Consider the following 19,135-nt stretch of genomic DNA (forward strand, 5'->3'; position numbering starts at 1 on the left):
GCAACGATGCGCTTGAAAGCACTCTCACTGTTTGCTTCTAACCATTAAACTTGCATTCGTATGAGCTAGCGCGCCCTTGCGACAGCTAAACCGCACGCCAATGCTAGATAGTTATTTCATTGAAAATCATCAGATGAAGCGTTCTGATAATCGGGCATTACAGTAACCTGGTTAGGCGCCCAACCAATCCAGGCTTTGCTACTGACTGCGTTGGTGAAATGCACCAACGCAGTCAGTCGCTCAGCGAGGCAAGCCAGAAATAGCTGTGCTCACCTCACACTTCCCACGGATCAGATCACATCGAAATGTCGCAGTTATCTGAACCACACCAGCAAGAAATAAACCTGACAGTGATTGGGTTAAGCTCTCGGAAGAACTCATAGGTGCGACTTGATAGTGAATCGCCAAAGGTAACGGGTCAAGAGCACATTTGTTGTGTCACATCGATGTTGCTTTTCAAAGCGGAACGCGGCTCTGTACGGGGGTTGGAGCGAAGCGAAACACCCTGACAGAGCCGCGCGGGAACCACGCTGCAGCGCGCAGAGCGCTGCTCCGATCAGCGCAAGCGCCAAGTTCAGAACCAAGGTTGGAATCGAGTTTCGATCCCAATCTGAGGGAATACGAAAGGGGGTTCTGGCACGCATCAACGTCCCTGAACATTCGGTCTCCAACTAAATAGGAGACCGCTGATGAGCCTGACATTTGATGATGATCTGACCGCGGATTGGTCCGCGACTTGGGACAACCCGATCGACTTGCGATGGATGTTCGACAGCCTAGCCCCTTGGCCAGGTCTGTGCTGGGTTATGCGCGGCGATCCCAATTATCGGCATCCCCAACTGAGCGGGGTACCAGCCTTTAATTGGGAAGAGTCAACAGCAATTGAGATCCGGTTGGTAGAAACACCCCACCTGGATGCGGTCACGTTTTTTCTGATTTTAAGCGAACTGAATAAACGCAATCACATGGATGCCCGTCTTGAGGAAATCCATTTGTGCTGGTACCAAAAATTGGTGGACCAGTTACCGGTGATCAATGTGCCGTATATCGGGAGGGCTTAACAATGACCTCCGACCGAATTCGATTTGTATGGCTGACTACCGTGCTCCTGAGTATCCCCCCCATAGCATCCGTGTCGGTTTGGCCAGGGTTTCTGACTGCACAACTGGTATGGGGTGCCCTGGCCTTACTCGCGACTGCACTTGCTATCCGTAGTTTATTAAGACGGCAAGAACGGCGTTTGGCTAGAGAGTTGTTCAGTGTATTGGTCGGCCTTGGCATCGGTCTGATCGCATCACAGATTTTTCCCACCACGTAGGAGCGTTCCAACTTCTAGGATCGCTCTATGAACTTAAAACCAAGCACTGAATAAAACTCCTGCCAGTCTAACTAGATAAATCAACGGAAAATATCATGAATAAAATAGTTTACGTAAAAGCTTATTTCCGACCTATGGGTGAAGAGGTAGAAATTGAAGTACCTACAGGACAATTTGAAAAAGGTTTTTTTGGCAATGAAAAGGAAATAACCACCAAAGTCGTAGAATGGAGACAGACTGGCTGGTCAGACGCACTAATTGATGGCGAATTATTGACTGATAAAATTAATGATGCGGTGACATTACTCAATGAAGATGGGTACGAAGTTCAATCCATCCTTCCTATTATTTCAGGTTCTTATGCTTTCAAGTCCGAATATAAAGCAGCACATGGCTCCGGGAGCATATTCGAAGGTGGAGGATGGGGGTATGGATACGGCTATGGATATAGCTTTACCGAGGGCGTAACCATTGTTGCGCGAAAAATTCAGCCGTAAGAAAGCCACGCCAATAATCACATCGCCTCTGAGGCCATCGCCTCGCTGAGCTTGTCGAGAGGCACCTCCTTGCAAGGGGCATCAAAACTTGTCGCCGGCAAAAGTAGGGAGGTTGCCGAGGTCGATCAATGCTGTTGAACAGACATAGAAAATTCGATGCCAGAGGTCTGGCATCGGATTGTCGAGTGGGCCTTGCTGAGCACTCAGGTGCATGGTGAATCGATGGTTTCGCATCGTTGACCCGTATCACGCAGCTCTATGATCGCCGCAGCGACGGAATCAGCCTGGACAGGTGGAACAGATTCGGGGGTGATTGAGTTATTCGGGGGCCGAACTTAAATGGATATCTCTGATTAGAGCTTTGCGATACCGCAACGGTGTTCCATTGAGCTCGATAAATAACAATCGATTTGCTGCGCTCACCAGCATGGGCATCTGATCGCTGGGAATACACACATAGCCCGTCAACTGTTTGTCATTGATGTGGAACGAGCCGATGGCCGCTGGTTGCTCTACCAAGGTATCCAGCCATGGATCCGCTACTAAGCGCAGAAGTGCTACTGGATATTTGAATTCCTCCGGATCAATAACACGCCCCTCCAAGGTCAAGGTGGCCATCTCCTTAAAGTGGCTTTTCCCTTGCCACCGGTCCGTAGGACTAGATAGGTAGAACGACCAGCTAAAATCCCAGCTTGTGATCTATATTTCATACCGAGCGAACAGCGTCTCTAACCGAGGCCGGCCACGTTTTTTTGAAAGCTTACTCAGAGGAATTTTTGCCATAGCCTTTCCGTTTATGCGACAAGCCATGATCTCTGTATTCGTTGGCTATGATTTGTCGCATAAATCTGTCTCGCTGACAGGCTCGATGAGCTCACGCCTATAGCCAGGCCTCACACAGCGTTTCTGCTTGGTTGAGAATTAGCTGAGCCGCGTCCTCGGCTTGATCCGGCGGGTACTTGTACTTGCGCAGAATCCGCCGTACCAGAATGCGCAGTTTGGCCCTCACGCTTTCACGGCTGTTCCAGTCAACGCTGACATTAGCCCGTAGGCTAGCGGTCAGTTCGTGGGCAATTTTGGCGAGGATATCATCACCCAATTCACGCACCGAAGCTTCGTTATTAGCTAGAGCATCGTAAAATGCTAGCTCGTCATCGTTGAGCCCCAGCGCATCACCACGCTGGCTCGCAGCCGCGAACTTCTTGGCCATTTCGATCAGTTCTTCGATGACCTGAGCGGTTTCGATCGAACGGTTTTGGTAGCGTTTGATCACATTGGCCAGTAGCTCGGAAAACTTCTTCTCCTGAGCTAGGTTGGTGCTGTAACGGCTCTTTATTTCGCCTTCGAGCAAGCGCTCCAACAGCTCTACGGCTAGGTTCTTTTCGGGAAGGTTGCGCACCTCAGCGAGAAACGCGTCGTCGAGCAGGCCGATATTGGGCTTATCCAGGCCCACGGCCTGGAAAATGTCCACCACCTCGCCGGAGACCACGGCATTGCCGATGATCTGACGGATGGCCAACTCACGCTCTTCGTCGGTCTTTTTCTGTTGGCTGACTTCACGCTTGATCAAGATCACCTTGATCGCCTGGAAGAACGCCACTTCCTCGCGGACGGCTTTGGCTTCATCCAAGGTGCAGCACAGCGTGAAGGCCTTGCTCATGGCCAGTGCAGTATCGGCATAGCGCTTCTTACCGTCTTCCAAGCCCAACACATGGTTGGCGGCCCCGGCGAGCAGCTTGTGCCCGCCGGTGAGAAAATCGCTGCAGTCGAAGCCATGCAGCAGGCTGCGCAAAACGTCGAGCTTCTCCTCCAGTACCGAATAGGCTTCATGGGCATCCACGGTCGGCCGTCCCCTGCCCTTGCTGCCGGTGTACTCCTTGAGCGCGGCTTTCAGCTCATTGGCGATACCGATGTAGTCCACCACCAGACCGCCCTGCTTGTCCTTGAACACGCGGTTAACTCGGGCAATGGCCTGCATCAGGTTGTGGCCTTTCATGGGTTTGTCCACGTACAGGGTGTGAACGCACGGCGCATCGAAACCGGTTAGCCACATGTCACGGACGATCACCAGCTTGAGTGGATCAAGCGGATCCTTGAAGCGTTTTTCCAGGCGTTTTTTGAGCTGTCCTGAATAGATGTGCGGTCGCAACAAGGCCTTGTCCGACGCGCTGCCGGTCATGATGACTTTGATCGCACCTTTCTCTGGATCTTCGTCGTGCCACTCTGGACGCAAAGCGACGATCTCGTTGTATAGGTGCACACAGATCTCGCGACTCATGCCCACCACCATGGCCTTGCCGGGCATCTGCCCCATGCTCACAAGCCCCTGATTACGCTCCTCAAAGTGTGTGACCAGGTCGGCCGCCACGCTTTGAATCCGAGGCTCGGCCCCGACCACCTTTTCCAGGGCGGCCCAACGGCTTTTCAGCCGCGACTGCTGGTCGTCTTCTTCATCTTCGGCCAGCTCATCGACCTGATCGTCAAGCGCGGGCAGTTCGCTGTCTTTCAAGGACAACTTGGCCAGCCGAGATTCGTAATAAATGGCGACGGTCGCACCGTCTTCGGTGGCCTGCTGCATGTCGTAGACGTGAATGTATTCACCAAACACCGAACGGGTGTCACGGTCTTCGCTGGACACCGGGGTGCCGGTAAAGGCCACGAAAGTGGCGTTCGGCAGTGCATCGCGCAGGTGCTGGGCATAGCCCACCTGGTAACGGGTCTGGCTCTCGGCAGTCTGCCCCTCTGACGTCTTCAGCTCGGCGCCAAAGCCATACTGGGTGCGGTGGGCTTCGTCAGCGATGACCACGATATTCGAGCGGTCGGACAGCACTGGAAAGGTGTCTTCATCCACTCCAGGCATGAACTTCTGGATCGTGGCGAACACAATGCCGCCACTGGGCCGGTTGGCCAGCTTGGTGCGCAAGTCACCGCGTGACTCCACTTGGACTGGCTGTTCGCGCAGTAGATCCTGGGACAGCGAGAACACCCCGAACAACTGGCCATCCAGGTCGTTGCGATCGGTGATCACCACGATGGTTGGGTTCTCCATTGCCGCTTCCTGCATCACCCGGGCGGCGAAACAGGTCATGGTGATGCTCTTGCCCGAACCCTGAGTGTGCCAGACCACCCCGCCTTTATGGGTGCCGCCGGGACGCGAGGCACTGACCACCTGCTGAATGGCGGCGCGCACGGCGTGGAATTGGTGATAGCCGGCAATCTTCTTTACCAGCCGGCCGTCATCCTCGAACAACACGAAGTAGCGCAGGTAATCGAGCAGCATATTCGGCGCCAGGGCACCGCGTACCAGCGTCTCCAGCTCGTTGAATTGACCCAGCGGGTCAAGATCTTTGCCGTCGATGGTGCGCCAGTTCATGAAGCGTTCGGCATCGGCCGACAAGGAGCCCATGCGCGCCTCGCTGCCGTCGGCGATCACCAGGATTTCGTTGTATTGGAACAGGTCCGGGATCTGTTCCTTGTAGGTTTGGATCTGGTCGAAGGCTTTGCCCAGGTCAGCCTTCACATCCGCCGGATTTTTCAGTTCCAGCAACACCAACGGCAAGCCGTTGACGAACAGGAGGATGTCCGGACGCCGGGTATGTTTCGGCCCCTGGATGCTGAACTGATTGATGGCCAGCCAATCGTTGGCTTTCACCTCAACCCAGTCGATCAGGCGCACGAAGTCGCCGCGAGTTTCGCCGTCTTTTTGGTACTGCACCGGTACGCCGCTGACCAACAGGCGATGGAACAGGCGGTTGGCCGACAGCTGTACGGGCAGGCCCAGCTCGAGCACCTGCTTGAGCGCATCTTCGCGCGCGGCCAGTGGCACCTTGGGATTGAGCTTGGCCATGGCGCTGCGCAGCCGCTCGACCAAGACCACCTGACGGTAGTTGTCACGCTCAGGGCTCTCGCCGTCATAGGCGATAGTCGGGCCGTACACATGGGTGTAGCCCACCTCTGCCAGCCAGCCGAGGGTTTCCTGTTCCAATTGGTCTTCGGTCATTCCACTTCACTTCCTGTGTCCAGTTCACCGGCCAGCTCCGCCTCAATCTCGGCAATGCTCGGCAGATTGCGGCCCAAGGTGTCGGGCAAGTCGCGCAGCAATTGGTATTCGGCGACGCCGATGCTCATGCACAAATTTCCTCGACCATCACCTCGGCTTCCGGCAGACGCAGCTGGCCGGAGATCAGGCGCGGCAGTAGGGTGTCGCGGAGTTGGGTAAGGGTTTGGGTGTGCTGGCTGTTTGAGAACATCTTGTTTCGCAATGAGGAAACGATCTCGTCAAAAGACTCAAGAATAGATGTCGTCGCCACTACCACTGGTAACCTGTAGGCATTGTTTCGGTTTAGGCCAGGCACAGCACCATCGGTGTTCATGTCTTCAAGGCCTAGTGTTTGTAGTAGGTAGTAACAGTACGTCAGGGGGTTATCCGTCCTGACGTAAAAAACGGTATCGATAGGAAAGAACGGTCGATCTTCCCAATACAGGCTACCGACAGTCCCTTTCCGTCCAACGATGACTGATGGGCCATTGACCAGTGATTCATTGTGGCAGCCGGTGATTCCGCCTGAACCATATACGGGAACTGGGCCGTCCACCCGATCAGTTGCTTTCAATGCTTTCCCGTAGGGCAACTCCATCAGGTCTTCGACTTTACCTACCTTCCACCCACTGGGTACCAATCCCAGTTCTGACTCTTCAAATCGGTCAGGAAACAGCGCGGCTGTGTCTGCGTCCATACCTTTCGACTCAAACCCTTCAGCTTTGGCCCGCACCGGGTCGAAATCGACAAACCAGGATTTGAACAGCGCCTGAGCGATCGCTTCCAGGGTAGCGTTGGTTTCGCGCAATAGAGTGATGCGATCATCGATGGCGCCCAGGAGTTCAGCGACTCCCTTTTGAACATCAAGCGGTGGTAGTGAAATTTTAAATTTGAAGCAGTCGCCTACTCGTATATGGCTAACCACAGACCCCGAGCCTTCGTGACTTCCAAACTGATGCTGGAGTGAAGGTGACAGAAATGAATAATGTAAAAAGCGAGGATGCAGAACCCTTATATCCGCTCTGTACTGCATGACCCTTTGCCCAAGAAATAGCCCTTCAGGCACATCAACAAAACCAATCTCGCCGATGGGAGCCTCACGGGTCAACAAAACATCTCCATATTGCAACTTTGCCCGCCGAGTCCACTTTTTGTAAGTGTCCTCATCGACATACCGACAGCTCTCGAGGCTAATTCGACCTTCACGGATGTTTGTAGTACGAATCATCCTGTATGGGGTCGCATAGGCTACGACAGGTGCAGTTTTGTTTACACAGTCAACGATCAGTTCGCAAATCTCATCAACCGTAACAACCGGCCACTCAGAACTCATAGCCCAGTCTCCCCAGCTTCTGCCGGATCAATTGATCAAGCTCTGCGCCCTTGGCCAGCTGTTCACCCAACAGGGCGGTGAGATTCTGCATCTTGTCAGCAAAGGCTTCGTTGTCGTCTTCCACTGCTTCCGCCCCAACATAACGGCCAGGGGTCAGCACATGCCCGTGCTCGGCAATTTCAGCCAGGGTCACGCTGCGGCAGAAGCCAGGAATATCGGCGTACTCAGCAATCTCGCCGCCGACATCCAGCGGCACCCCGCGCCAATTGGCCACGGTCTGCGCAATGCGTTCGATGTCGCTGTCCAGCAGCTCGATCTGCACCCGGCTGACGTTGCTACCGAGCTTGCGCGCGTCGATAAACAGCACCTCACCGGGACGGGCGACTTTCTGCTTGGTCAAAAACCACAGGCAGGCCGGGATCTGGGTGTTGAAGAATAGCTGACCGGGTAGCGCGACCATCACTTCCACCACATCGGCCTCGACCATGGCCTTGCGAATATCGCCTTCGCTGTTCTGACTGGAACTCATCGAGCCATTGGCCAGGACAATGCCCGCACGGCCGCTGGACTTGAGGTGAAACAGCATATGCTGCAGCCAGGCATAGTTGGCATTGCCTGGCGGCGGTGTGCCGTATACCCAGCGCGGGTCGCCTTCGAGGCTGCCGTGCCACCAGTCGCTGATGTTGAACGGCGGGTTGGCCAGGACGAAGTCGGCGCGCAGGTCTGAGTGTTGGTTACGGATAAAGGTGTCGGCCGGCTCACGGCCGAGGTTGAAGTCGATACCACGGATGGCCAGGTTCATCGCCGCCAGGCGCCAGGTGGTCGGGTTGGATTCCTGGCCGTAAATGGAGACGTCGCCGAGTTTACCGCCATGGGCTTCGATGAATTTTTCCGACTGCACAAACATACCGCCTGAGCCACAGCAGGGGTCGTAGACCTTGCCATGGTGCGGGTTAAGTACGGCCACCAGGGTTTTGACGATGCTGGCCGGGGTGTAGAACTGCCCGCCGCGCTTACCTTCGGCGCTGGCGAATTGGCCAAGGAAGTACTCGTAGACCTGGCCTAGCAGGTCACGGGCTTTATTGGCGTCGCTGCTAAAACCAATGATGGAAATCATATCGACCAGCTCGCCGAGCTTGCCATCCGGCAACTGGGCGCGGGCATAGCGCTTGTCGAGGATGTTTTTTAACTGCGGGTTTTCTGCTTCGATATCGGCCAGGGCGTCATCAATACGCTTGCCGATATCGACTTGCTTGGCGTTAGCACGGATGGATTCCCAACGCGCGGCTTCCGGTACCCAGAACACATTCACTTCTTTGTAGTAGTCGCGTTCTTCGAGTTCTGCGGCCAGATACGTCGGGTCGTCACTGCCTAGGTAATAATCGTCACCGGCGTCGGCAAATTTGCGTCCCAGCTCGGCGCGGCGGCCACCAAAGCTGTCGGAGATGTACTTGAGGAAGATCAGGCCGAGCACAATGTGCTTGTACTCGGCTGGATCCATGTTGGCCCGCATCTTATCGGCGGTGGCCCACAGGGTCTTTTCCAAGTCTTGCAGGGTGCTGCTGGTGGAGCTGGCAGCGGCTTTACGCCCCGGCTTCTTCTTTGGCTCAGGTTCTGCGCTGGGGGCGGTCTCGTTTGGCGCATAACGGGCACGGGCCTGGTTGAGTGCCTGTTCAGCGAGGCTGCTTGTGGCCTGTTCGGCACCCTTTTGATCCGTCATGCACTGCTCCTACATCCCACGCCGATGAATTGCGCGGTAAAAAAATGAACATCCGGCCGCCGAAGCGCCGGGCGAAGATGGGCTGCATGATAACGGGTCGATGGCTTTTCGTCTGACTTCCTCGGCGCCGGGGTAGCCGTTGGCCATCTCTGGTTTCTATGTGTGATAATGTCCTTTATCACACGTAAATACGCCAGGTCGTGAAGCGAGTGATGACAGCACCCCCCCTCCTAAGGGGAAGGTTGGCAGTTCGAACCTGCCCTGGGACACCATATTTTTAAGGCTTTTCACACGCTATCTGCTTCTGAGATTTTTTCATGGGTGCACAGCGGGTGCATTCGTACCTGGCAAGCCCAAGGAGTGGATCATTGTGAATGCTGCCTACGAACCTATAGTCGCCGAATTAGCAGCTGTTGCAGAAGCAGTGAAAGCCGCCTTCTCGAGTAATTCGCCGATTAGTATTTTGCATGGAAACTGGGAATTACCAGGGGTCACTAAGAGTGAGCTGCTTTTTCATGTGACAGACCTGTCTGAAAGAATTTCAAGCGCTGGTACTAATCCCTCGACAGCGGCTATCCCCGTCCTTACAGGATTAACAGAACGACTTGCGTTTCTCAGAACGCATACAATTCCGCATTTGCCCTCGCAAGGTGCTGCAACGTCCTCTTTTCTAATCACCATGGCTGCGATCGAGCGGGTTTTGCTCCCGCTTTTGGTGGACTCGAAGGCGCAAGCTCAAAAACAATCCTTGGATCTAAAACGCGCTGGTGGCCAGATACGCGGAATGGAAACTCGCATCAAAGATCTGAGCTCTCGTGCTTCCGATATAGACGAGATGGTCAAGCAGATTGAGAGTGCGCATGAGGCAGCTGATCAGTTGCCCACAGATCTCGAGACTCTCAAGGAGTCTCAGAAAAAAGTAAACGTACTACTGGGTGAGTCCGAAAGAGATAGAGCTCATATTGCAACTGTCAGGGAGTCCTTGGATGACCTCGACGAGAAAATGGAAAAAAGCGCGGCTGAGGCTTCAGCAGTATTGGCAAGATGTGAATCAGCTTACTCATCTGCAACGAGCTTAGGGTTAGCTGCCGCATTTTCTGAGCGGTCTAAGGCTTTGGATAACTCAATGTGGGGCTGGGTTGGTGGGCTGGTTACTTCGCTATTAATTGGTGGGGTTTTCGGCTCGTGGCAGCTGAGAAATCTGGCGGAAGACCTTGCGAATCCACAATCGCAAAGCCTCAATGTCGGTATCAATCTGGTGCTCTCGATCTTATCTGTTGGCGGCCCTATATGGTTTGCCTGGCTCTCAACCAAGCAAATCGGTCAACGTTTCAGGTTGTCGGAAGATTATGCCTTTAAAGCTTCTATCTCCCGAGCGTATGAAGGATACCGGCGCGAAGCCGCACGAATTGATCCGGAGCTGGAGAAGCAGTTGCTTGGATCTGCACTATCCAGACTTGATGAACAGCCATTACGACTGGTAGAAAACGACAGCTTCGGTAGTCCTTGGCATGAGTTTCTTGCTTCTGACGTAGTGAAAGATGCTGTTAAAAGTGTGCCCGGGTTTGTAGAAAAGGTAACCGCGTTGGCAAGCGCAGCGCTTCACAAAAAGAGCGCACCGGCCGCACCACCCATTGCATCCAATGACTCATCATCCGAACAAGCTGAGGCGAAAGTTTAGAGATCGCGAATTCTCAGGACTGTCGTCGTGGAGCAATTAGCGTGACGGGCAGTCGCTCGAATACCCAGGCCAGCCTCAAGCAATTCTTTCACGCGCTTGTGTAGATTGGTATCCACCGGGCGTCCGTTATACTTGCCTTGGGCTTTCGCCTTTTCTATGCCTTGGGCCTGGCGCTCGCGCCGCTGCTCATAATCCTTGCGGGCAATGGCGGCCATCATTTCCACCAGCATCGAGTTGATTGCGCCTAGCATCCGGCCAGTGAACTCGTCCCCCTTAGTGTCCTGCATTCCCTGGTGACTCGTTGGCAAGTCGAGCGCTACGATGCGCAGCCCCTTGGAATCAATCGTGGCCTTGAGCTTCTGCCAGTCCTCCACCGGCAAGCGGGAAAGCCGGTCTATTGACTCCACCAGCAGCACGTCACCCTTGCGCGCATCTTTAAGCAGACGCAGCAACTCGGGCCGGTCTGCGGAGGCGCCGCTGGCATTCTCCAGATACACGCTCGCAATGTCCTTGTTATGGTCGCTGGCGAACTGTTCAAGCGAGGCCTGGGCGCGGCTGGCGTCTTGCTCTTCGGTTGATGCTCGGAGATATGCGCGGATGAACATGATGTGCCTCACGTATCAGTTAGGGTGTTCTACTAATACTGTTGCACTATGGGTGTCACTTATCAAGCGGAAAGGGCAAATAAATTTGAATATGCCCGTATCAGCTAAGGCATACGCATTTGGGCTCTATCATTTCCCTTGAGCTCATTTGGACAAAAAAGGACTTAAAAGATCCCGCTCAGAAACACACACCCAAATGCGTCAGCTTGTGGTCTATTTTACCAACTTTATGCGCGACAGTCCGCTCTCGGTTTGGCCCATCAGAGGCAGTAGCAGGTGAGCAGGTAGCTCGTTACGATTTGCAAAATTATGACTAGATGATGGAGGATTTGAAGCGGCTTGTGCTCCAAAATAATAAAATTCCAAAAAGTCGAATTTAATATGCACTGGCCGACAATCGAACTCAGTTTATTAAGTGTTCCAGATTCATTGTTTCGACTTATATGGTAGAACCCAACGATCACCCAAATCGGAAATGCTGCCGCTTCCTCTGGTAGACGTCCACTCTCCATTAGTTATTTGCGCAAACTCCCCCGCTACATACACGCTATCAGCAGCCACTAACTCCAAGTTATTGCCGCCAGACCAGGTAGCACTCAATTCCGCACCAACATCACCAACAGTTTCCTTCCGAAGTATTTTTCCTGAGTATTTAGTTTTTATCTCCGACGCTACAGAGCTATCGAACTCTAACGTAACTCGATAGCCATCTAATCTTAGCGCACGCCGTAAGATAATTCGATTGACACCTGATACATCTGTGCGAATTTCGGGATCAACAACAGACTTGAGTTGTGCAACGTACAAACCTCCAACCAAGGTATCCCAGGCAGCTCCTGTAGTTGAAACTTTAACTACCCTAGCATGTGAGAAATCTGCCTTGGCCTCTGCGGAAGCGCTTGCAACTGAGCTAATTACGCTCAGACTGGCACTAGTTACAAATTTTGTGTTTTGGCTGAGGTCACACGAAAAACTCTTTCCTACGTCGATCACGCGGCTGTCCATACCAAGATCCTGAAGTCGCCATTGAGGTTGATAACCACCAGACGAGCCAAGTCGACTCCATACAGATCCAGGTCCAATTTGGTTGGACGGACCGAAATAGAGTACTGACTTACTATTGATATCGCTATCCGCACATCCCTTCAGGAGTGACTCACTAGCGTCTTTGCTCGCAGGATAAAGCCCACAAGCAGTTAGTGCAAATATTGCAATTATCAATACTCCGCCTGAAAATTTCATCGTAGCGCCTCAAATTGTTGTTTTATTATTGACCAACACGTATATCAATCGGTGACAAATCAATATCCAGTGGCGCAACTGTGCGCGGTGTCGGCTCTCCATCAAAGAAAAGTTTAATCTCCCGCTCACGGCGATTCTTAAGTCCGTAAATTTCTTTGCCTCCCGCTAATATCCAGCGTCGCATCTCCAATGGAACATTGGCAAACCGCTTTTCGTTAACGACTTTCAACAATGTAGATTTTTTGAAATTTGAAGGCCCCACGTTATAAACGAAATCACATAAAGCAGCGTATTGCGAATCTGTAAGAGTTATATGTACGACGGATTGCACAGTGCGTTGGGCGCCGATCATATCTCGTTTCAATAGATCAGACGCCTCTAACTCTGAGAGCCCGCGACGAAACTCAATAGGCTCTGATCCGTCGCATGGTCCAAGTTTCACCAAGTGGCCGTAAGCTATAGAACAGTAATTGGCAACATCATTGTAAAGTCGGCTTCGAAAGCCTTCCGATATTTTCGTGACCTCTAATCCCTTTGGATACACAGGCCGCAACTCTACGCCTAATGGCAGTACGTCTCGACTCTGCGGCTCAAGAAATATACCAGGCGTTAAACTATCTGTAGCCTGCTCCACTAAATGACTTGAGCATCCGACAAGTATTGTCGATAAAAAAATTGCTAATAAGCGCATATTTAACCCCTCTTCTTTATTTAGCCACAAACATGTGATTAATTTTTTTTAATAAAAAATTCTTTACTAATAGCACCCCACTCAGATATTGACTCGACTTCCCCTTTTCCTTTCGAGGCTGCGGCGAGTATGCTCTCTAAAGCCGAATTTGAAACTCCTCTCGAGCCTCCTTGGTTTAAGCTATGGGCGTTGAATGGGCTATCGCTAACAAAAAGGATAATGGTTTCTTTGCCTGTTTGGTTTAAGCGATAAAATAATTTATCCTCTTTCAAGCTTTCTCCAGGCTGTATCCGCGCTTCGTCACTGTTAGCTTCAGGTTTTGGAAGAACAGTTCGTACGGCGTAGTCAGGGCCAACTGCAACTATATAGCCGTACCAAGTATGTTCATTATCTTGATTGTCGATTTGAAAGGATAGGCAATCACCAAACTTGGCCGGTATTGCTGAATCCTGCATTGAATAAGGACCAAAGTGAGTCCAGTTCGAGCCTGGTGATTGGCTGGATTCGCAGGTAAGTCCAGGCTGGGGAGGACGATAAATTGAGATTTTTGCCTTGACTTTCGTATTGTTGCCATGGACGGCTAACCCCCGAACCTCCCGCGACCATGCAAGCAATCGCAAATTATTCTTTAGACGAGCCATCTCACTCTGAAAGTTTGCCAAATCAAAATGCATATTTTGATCCAGCAGCATGCCCTGTCTTGAAACGACCCACAGTTGTGGTGGTGGGCAATGAGCCGTGCATTTAAAACTGGGAGGCAGCTGCTTGGCTTCATCCACGTTACTAACGGACTTTTTTGATGGCTTTGGGCGTATGAGTGTCAGAATCCAATCTGCATCCTTCGGACTGGTATTCACAATAAAACCCGAAAGATTACTGCTTTCCGTATCATTGAACTCAGAGTGGATACGTGTGAGCCAATTTTCGCCATCCAACATATCCACTGTAAGCACGCCGAGCTGGATTTTCGGCGTACTATATAAATGGACGCTTTCAGTAACTGTATCGCCTGCGAGAATTGCACCGCTAACAATTATCGCCTCACTCGTGCTAGATTTAACTAAAGTTATGCGCAATACAGCTTTGGATGCATTGGAATTACTCTGATACTGCGAACCTACAGTTACACCGTTAATAGCTCCCGCATTTAATATTACAGTACTGTCGCCTCTTACTTCCGTAATTTCTACTTCTTGACTAAAAGGAGAAAAATGCCCACCAAATACTGCTCGATTAGGACGTCCCTCCATCTGGGGTCGCTGAGATGCACTCGGAATTGTGATGATCTTAGCATTCGCCCGTTGAAATACATCGCCCCAAGATTCTCCAGGGCGACTTTCAGCGAGTGATTTAGCCCAGTACCAAGTAAATAGGCCATAGCAATACTTGTTATCCTCGCAACTCCCTCCTGTTCGTTGATCTAATTCTACTGCGGGCTCAAAATCTCGTGCTGCACCAATTCGCAGTCCCACACTTGGAGCTGGTGCTTTGGGCAGTTTACCAAGCAGTGGATGGACTTGCGGGTCAGATCTAACACTTCTTACGCCCTTATTTTGAAAGCCTCGTGAAACACTTGCTGAGTTACAGGAGTCGGATACGAAAACTACATCCTCAGTGAGTGTGTATATCGGTTGCAACCAGACAGCGATTTCTTTATCGAGTACATCTACTTGATTAACTCCTTTAATAGCTTTGTTACGAGCTCCATAACTTACCCATGTTTGATCCCAACCTCTTCGATCTAACTTGTCAGTAGCAACGGACCCATGCCCTGAGTAATGAATGTATACTTGATCATTACGATTTATCCTACTCGCAAGAGCTGAAAACTCATCCCTTAACACTTCATGATTAGGGTTACGCAATATCTTGATGTTGCCTGCTGGAACTTTAAAACGGTTTATCAAAACGCTTTGAATTAATGCAATATCATTAGGAGGACCATAAAGTTCAGGTAGCCCTGCCTCGCCGTACTTATTTATGCTTATGAGTAAAGCCTGTACATTTTTAGACTTTGATGCGTCACCAGGCGACACTTCAGTTTGTGATACCGCCTGCGGCATGGTGAGAACAAAGCCTGCAATAAGCAATGTGTTTGTCACCCATTTAACGATTGCACACATAGCGCCTCCATCAAAATAGTTTGACTTGGCTAAAGTTATGGTATGGCGGAGGGAATCAAAATAACTTAAATTAACTATATCTGCACAAGCAGAAATGTCAAGAAAGTAACAAGACAACGTAATTTTTTCAGTGCTTTTAGTATCAATATTGAATACCTCAATCACGACACTTCCGTTGCACGACGCTCTCTATCTATCGAATCAGCCTCATACAAAACTCTCTATTAGTTACTCATTAAGGCGTCTTGATTGGAAAATCAATACCCCTGGAGAAGTTAAAATACGTTGGTTGCTGTACAGATGCTCTCCGGGCTTCATCTGTTTCAGGAGTTGAGTTGAACTCTATCGTGCCTCTGCTACCTTTGAGTCTTCCTTTACTTATTTCTTTATAAAGATACGGCACAGTTTGGCTAGCATACCGCAGCCAGTCAGAAGTTAATGTGATTCGCTCATCATAGGGGGACGAGCTTCCTGCTTTTCCTTTATTTAAACCTTGGTCAATCAACGCGTATGTAAGCAATCCCATTTTAATGTTTTTTTGCTCTATTGCGGCTTGATCTGCTTGTGACGCGACTATGACTTGCATCGCTTTGTCATATGCGAGTTGTCCAAATCCCTTAGCTCCAAACGGTCCAGGCTTGAAGTCATTCTCTTCGATGCTTGCAGCACTATGGCAAGCATCTATTACAAGAATCTGAGAAATAGCATCAAGTCCGATCATCCATGACTTTAGTTCTTCGCTAGAAATGGCGCGAGAAAAATTCTCTTTTGTTTTGTCAGAGTTTTTAATTTTGAAAACAGAGCCAGTATCAGATGGTAGAAAATAGAACTGCCCTTCATAATCGATAAATCCATGCGTTGATATTGTTAAAAAAAATGAATCATGTGGGGAAACGCGCTGAAGTTTTCCTCCGGTAACATCAATGTCGCCAGGGAGATCAGTGCTTAATTTTTGCCCTGACAACGTTTTTATAACATTCTCAATTGTTAATTTGTCGCCGTGCGATTTTAGATTATCGACAGAAGCATCACTAGTAAGCAGCACACTAACGACGTGATCATACAGCAAACTTCCATCTGAGAGCTTCACTGTTTTTAACGACTTATATAGCGCATCTGCTGACTGACGAGCGTCGTTAGCTGCCCAATTTAAATCCCAAGATTTATCCTGAAAGCTATTTATTCCGATAGATACAATATATGCAACTCTTTTAAGCTTTGCATAGTTCCCCTTCAACTCAAAATCTAAAGTACTGGTCTCGCTTTTTATACCACTCTCATTAAATGCATAGGCGGAAAAAAGTGCTTTTTGATAATCTGGGTCCGCTGCGACGCGAACATTCTCGAATACTAATTCCGATGGTGGTTTATCACGATCAGCAACGATATTTTTTTTAAGCCAGTTCTGCCTTCCTGAGGGAGATAGATCGACAAAGCTCGAACTGTCGTCTGGCTTCTGACCAACTAATTGATGGTCTCTAAATAACTTCAAATCATATGCAGACGAGCAGTCTGTCCTATTTTTTGATACGTTATCGCACCTCCCTGAAACTTTAACGGTTACATCTACTAATATTACCCCGTTTTCGTCCTGATTTTTACGAGGTGTAACGCTCAATATTTCAACATCCGGACGGGCCAAATTTAACTCCTCAATAGGCGGAGTATCTGAGAAACTATCTCCAAGGAATATACGAGGCAAAAGAAATGGCTCGAAATAGTCTCGTGCGAGAATTTCGAATGAGAGTGGTATTGTCGGGGCTTCCGGGAGAACCCAGTGAGCGTAATTATTATTCTCTAAGGACGGGACTGAAAATCTACCTCGTGCATCTGTTATAATTGGCTCTCCATCACCGCTTATAGAAATTTGAGCTATTGGAGTACACTGCTGAGCATCAAAAATCCTAAGCGTGCCATCCTTGCTGCCACTGAAAATTAATTTCCCATCACGCGAGACAGCCGTTTTCACTACGCTGTCCGTATGCTCGTTAAATCGGCATATTTCTTCGTTATGTAATACATCGAACAGAAGCACACTGCTTTCGTCTAATTTTCGCTCCGTCAATTCTGAATTCCCTTCGAAACCTATAATAAGCAAGCCTCTATCTTGTGAGTAATATATAGAGGCGATTGAGGACGAGTTTTTCGGGAGGCTTGCAAGCTTTAGTATTTTGTTTCCATTTCGTGAAACTAAAATTATCTCATTGGCATAAGAAGAACCTACGATATCTGACCCACTAATCGTGATATTGGGTGAACCTCCAATTGGTCGGCTATCAAATCCACCATAAGTACTGGCTTCTAAATATTTTGTCAGGTTACATGTTTTAAGAGAAAAATAGCGAATGCCATCTAAACTCACAGACACTAACTCGTTGCGACCGGATGAAAAAAAAATTTTCTGGAGAAATGTGGATGTAGGTATTTTGCAGATCTTTTTTTTGTTTTTTAATAGAAGCACATTTATTGCTTCTCCCCTCGGAAAGGCAATGAGGTCTCCATCTATCGAAATAGCTGGCCGCGCTACGGGTAGTGGTTTGTTATACGGCCCGCCACTTGAATTCATTTCAAAATCATCTACAGTCCATTCATTTTTTTTAAATAAATGAGTGCTTACTATTTCAGAGTCGTCATAACTAATTGCGTATCCATCTTTTGAGGTGGAAATATTCTGGTCGTAACCATAAGTGGTGCCTTTCATTTTCAGCGTAACTGATGAGCCTGTTCGCAGGTTGAGGCGTAAAATCCCATGAGGTGTAGGCATTATCAATATATCATTATCATCGATAGAGAAACTTCCATAAATATGTGAGATAACCTGGTTTTGGTTTATAATCTTATAGCACTTTGGTGTGTAATCACGAGCAGTGTCTGGAGCGTCTATCTGATATCTCATTATTGAAGACTCCGTTGTCGCAAGAAAAAACTCCTTTCCATTTGGGCTTATAGTTCCTGCTGTAATGTGCTCATCAAAAACATCATCCTTACAGATATCTACCTGTCGATCTAAGTCAAATATACTAAAAGACCTCCCATTATATTCGTGACGCAGCATCAAACGTCCTGAGTCATCAAGTGAAATTACTTCGCCGTCCAGAGTGGTGATGTATTTTTCGTTTACAATATCTTTTGATGATCGAGCAAACACATTTCCGTCTTTTGACAATAAAATAACTTTTTCACCGCCGTCTTTAACCAAAATATCACTATAGCTGTTGCTTTTTTCTTTTAACGGCGTTGAAGCTATAACTTCCCCGCTCCTTGTAATCACTTGTAAGTCCCCATCATTGGTAAGGATTGCAAGTTTTTCGCCAGAAAATGAAATTGATGCTTTCTTTACAGGTTGCAATTTTTTGTCTAGCCGCACTCCATCACTTGAAAAAGTAATTATCGATCCAGCTGTAGTTAATGCAAGAGTGTCTGCCTCCACGGCCTTAGTTTTCACTATGTCTAAAACTCCAGGCTCCTCGATGTAAATGGATTTATCACTGCCGGGCTCAAGAAAGCGTACTTCATTGAACCCGTAATCTGTCCTTGTTATTATGCAATCATTATTTTGGCAAAAATTAATGTTGTGCGATGATATGTCGGTGGAAATAGTTATTCGCTTTATTTCGAGCATTGATTCCGTCTGATATATTCGAATGAATCCTCTGTTATAGTTTCCAGAGGAAAAACTTAATGTCGCGACTAATTTACCATCAGAGGATACGGCGATACCCTTGACTTGGGCATCCACAGTTGGTGGGATTATCAAGACTGGTTGTTGCCCGAACGTGAGAAAAGAGCAACTCGCAAATAATAACAATGCTGCTAGTTTAAAATAGGAAAGCCAATTCATATGCTCGGCCTCCTAAAATAGGCCGAACTGATGACTTTAAATTCT

General features: G+C 49.4%; 13 protein-coding genes and 1 tRNA gene. 4 read left to right on the forward strand and 10 right to left on the reverse strand.

Features of this window, described 5'->3' with window-relative positions:
* Positions 1-689: 689 nt before the first annotated feature.
* Positions 690-1,061, forward strand: coding sequence for a hypothetical protein (locus ACA056_RS21930; protein ID WP_497267714.1), 372 nt, complete (start codon positions 690-692; stop codon positions 1,059-1,061).
* Between the two features lie 352 nt (positions 1,062-1,413).
* Positions 1,414-1,815, forward strand: a complete 402-nt coding sequence (locus ACA056_RS21935) for a hypothetical protein (RefSeq protein ID WP_497267716.1) — start codon at positions 1,414-1,416, stop codon at positions 1,813-1,815.
* Positions 1,816-2,133: 318 nt separating this feature from the next.
* On the opposite strand, the gene ACA056_RS21940 is transcribed toward ACA056_RS21935, so the two are convergent.
* The 5 genes from ACA056_RS21940 to ACA056_RS21960 all read right to left on the reverse strand — a co-directional run bounded on the left by ACA056_RS21940 (position 2,134) and on the right by ACA056_RS21960 (position 8,907).
* Positions 2,134-2,433: a hypothetical protein gene (locus tag ACA056_RS21940; protein WP_497267718.1), complete on the reverse strand. Its 300-nt coding sequence runs from the start codon at positions 2,431-2,433 to the stop codon at positions 2,134-2,136.
* Between the two features lie 262 nt (positions 2,434-2,695).
* Positions 2,696-5,815 (reverse strand): type I restriction endonuclease subunit R, encoded by a 3,120-nt coding sequence (locus ACA056_RS21945; RefSeq protein WP_497267720.1) that lies wholly within the window; start codon positions 5,813-5,815, stop codon positions 2,696-2,698.
* Positions 5,812-5,943, reverse strand: coding sequence for a hypothetical protein (locus ACA056_RS21950; protein ID WP_497267722.1), 132 nt, complete (start codon positions 5,941-5,943; stop codon positions 5,812-5,814). Before ACA056_RS21950 ends, ACA056_RS21945 begins: the two co-directional genes overlap by 4 nt.
* Positions 5,940-7,187, reverse strand: a complete 1,248-nt coding sequence (locus tag ACA056_RS21955; RefSeq protein WP_497267724.1) for a restriction endonuclease subunit S — start codon at positions 7,185-7,187, stop codon at positions 5,940-5,942. The genes ACA056_RS21950 and ACA056_RS21955 overlap by 4 nt, the downstream gene beginning before the upstream one ends.
* A complete protein-coding gene (locus ACA056_RS21960; RefSeq protein ID WP_497267726.1) occupies positions 7,177-8,907 on the reverse strand; it encodes a class I SAM-dependent DNA methyltransferase in 1,731 nt (576 codons plus the stop codon). The genes ACA056_RS21955 and ACA056_RS21960 overlap by 11 nt, the downstream gene beginning before the upstream one ends.
* Before the next feature lie 197 nt (positions 8,908-9,104).
* On the opposite strand from ACA056_RS21960, the gene ACA056_RS21965 reads away from it, so the two are divergent.
* Positions 9,105-9,179 (forward strand) — tRNA-Ser (locus ACA056_RS21965).
* 98 nt (positions 9,180-9,277) lie between these two features.
* Positions 9,278-10,588 (forward strand): AAA family ATPase, encoded by a 1,311-nt coding sequence (locus ACA056_RS21970; RefSeq protein ID WP_497267728.1) that lies wholly within the window; start codon positions 9,278-9,280, stop codon positions 10,586-10,588.
* Here ACA056_RS21970 and ACA056_RS21975 read toward each other — a convergent pair.
* The 5 genes from ACA056_RS21975 to ACA056_RS21995 all read right to left on the reverse strand — a co-directional run bounded on the left by ACA056_RS21975 (position 10,585) and on the right by ACA056_RS21995 (position 19,090).
* Positions 10,585-11,193 carry a recombinase family protein gene (locus tag ACA056_RS21975; protein WP_497267730.1) on the reverse strand — a complete coding sequence of 203 codons (609 nt, stop codon included), beginning with the start codon at positions 11,191-11,193 and terminating at the stop codon, positions 10,585-10,587. The two genes, ACA056_RS21970 and ACA056_RS21975, sit on opposite strands and share 4 nt — an antisense overlap.
* Before the next feature lie 426 nt (positions 11,194-11,619).
* Positions 11,620-12,435, reverse strand: a complete 816-nt coding sequence (locus ACA056_RS21980) for a hypothetical protein (RefSeq protein WP_497267732.1) — start codon at positions 12,433-12,435, stop codon at positions 11,620-11,622.
* 25 nt (positions 12,436-12,460) lie between these two features.
* The gene (locus ACA056_RS21985; RefSeq protein ID WP_497267734.1) at positions 12,461-13,126 is read right to left on the reverse strand and encodes a lysozyme; all 666 of its coding nucleotides are present in this window, start codon (positions 13,124-13,126) and stop codon (positions 12,461-12,463) included.
* Positions 13,127-13,164: 38 nt separating this feature from the next.
* On the reverse strand, positions 13,165-15,414 hold the full coding sequence (locus ACA056_RS21990) for a caspase family protein (RefSeq protein ID WP_497267736.1): 2,250 nt from the start codon (positions 15,412-15,414) through the stop codon (positions 13,165-13,167).
* 70 nt (positions 15,415-15,484) lie between these two features.
* Positions 15,485-19,090, reverse strand: a complete 3,606-nt coding sequence (locus ACA056_RS21995; protein WP_497267738.1) for a hypothetical protein — start codon at positions 19,088-19,090, stop codon at positions 15,485-15,487.
* Between the last annotated feature and the right edge of the window lie 45 nt (positions 19,091-19,135).

The organism is Pseudomonas sp. LBUM1666, from assembly GCF_059695775.1.

Bases quoted from the DNA above. Each gene is read 5' to 3' on its own strand.
- ACA056_RS21980 (WP_497267732.1), bottom strand. From the start codon at position 12,435: ATGAAATTTTCAGGCGGAGTATTGATAATTGCAATATTTGCACTAACT.
- ACA056_RS21930 (WP_497267714.1), top strand. From the start codon at position 690: ATGAGCCTGACATTTGATGATGATCTGACCGCGGATTGGTCCGCGACT.
- ACA056_RS21960 (WP_497267726.1), bottom strand. From the start codon at position 8,907: ATGACGGATCAAAAGGGTGCCGAACAGGCCACAAGCAGCCTCGCTGAA.
- ACA056_RS21975 (WP_497267730.1), bottom strand. From the start codon at position 11,193: ATGTTCATCCGCGCATATCTCCGAGCATCAACCGAAGAGCAAGACGCC.
- ACA056_RS21935 (WP_497267716.1), top strand. From the start codon at position 1,414: ATGAATAAAATAGTTTACGTAAAAGCTTATTTCCGACCTATGGGTGAA.
- ACA056_RS21955 (WP_497267724.1), bottom strand. From the start codon at position 7,187: ATGAGTTCTGAGTGGCCGGTTGTTACGGTTGATGAGATTTGCGAACTG.
- ACA056_RS21940 (WP_497267718.1), bottom strand. From the start codon at position 2,433: ATGGCCACCTTGACCTTGGAGGGGCGTGTTATTGATCCGGAGGAATTC.
- ACA056_RS21995 (WP_497267738.1), bottom strand. From the start codon at position 19,090: ATGAATTGGCTTTCCTATTTTAAACTAGCAGCATTGTTATTATTTGCG.
- ACA056_RS21945 (WP_497267720.1), bottom strand. From the start codon at position 5,815: ATGACCGAAGACCAATTGGAACAGGAAACCCTCGGCTGGCTGGCAGAG.
- ACA056_RS21985 (WP_497267734.1), bottom strand. From the start codon at position 13,126: ATGCGCTTATTAGCAATTTTTTTATCGACAATACTTGTCGGATGCTCA.
- ACA056_RS21950 (WP_497267722.1), bottom strand. From the start codon at position 5,943: ATGAGCATCGGCGTCGCCGAATACCAATTGCTGCGCGACTTGCCCGAC.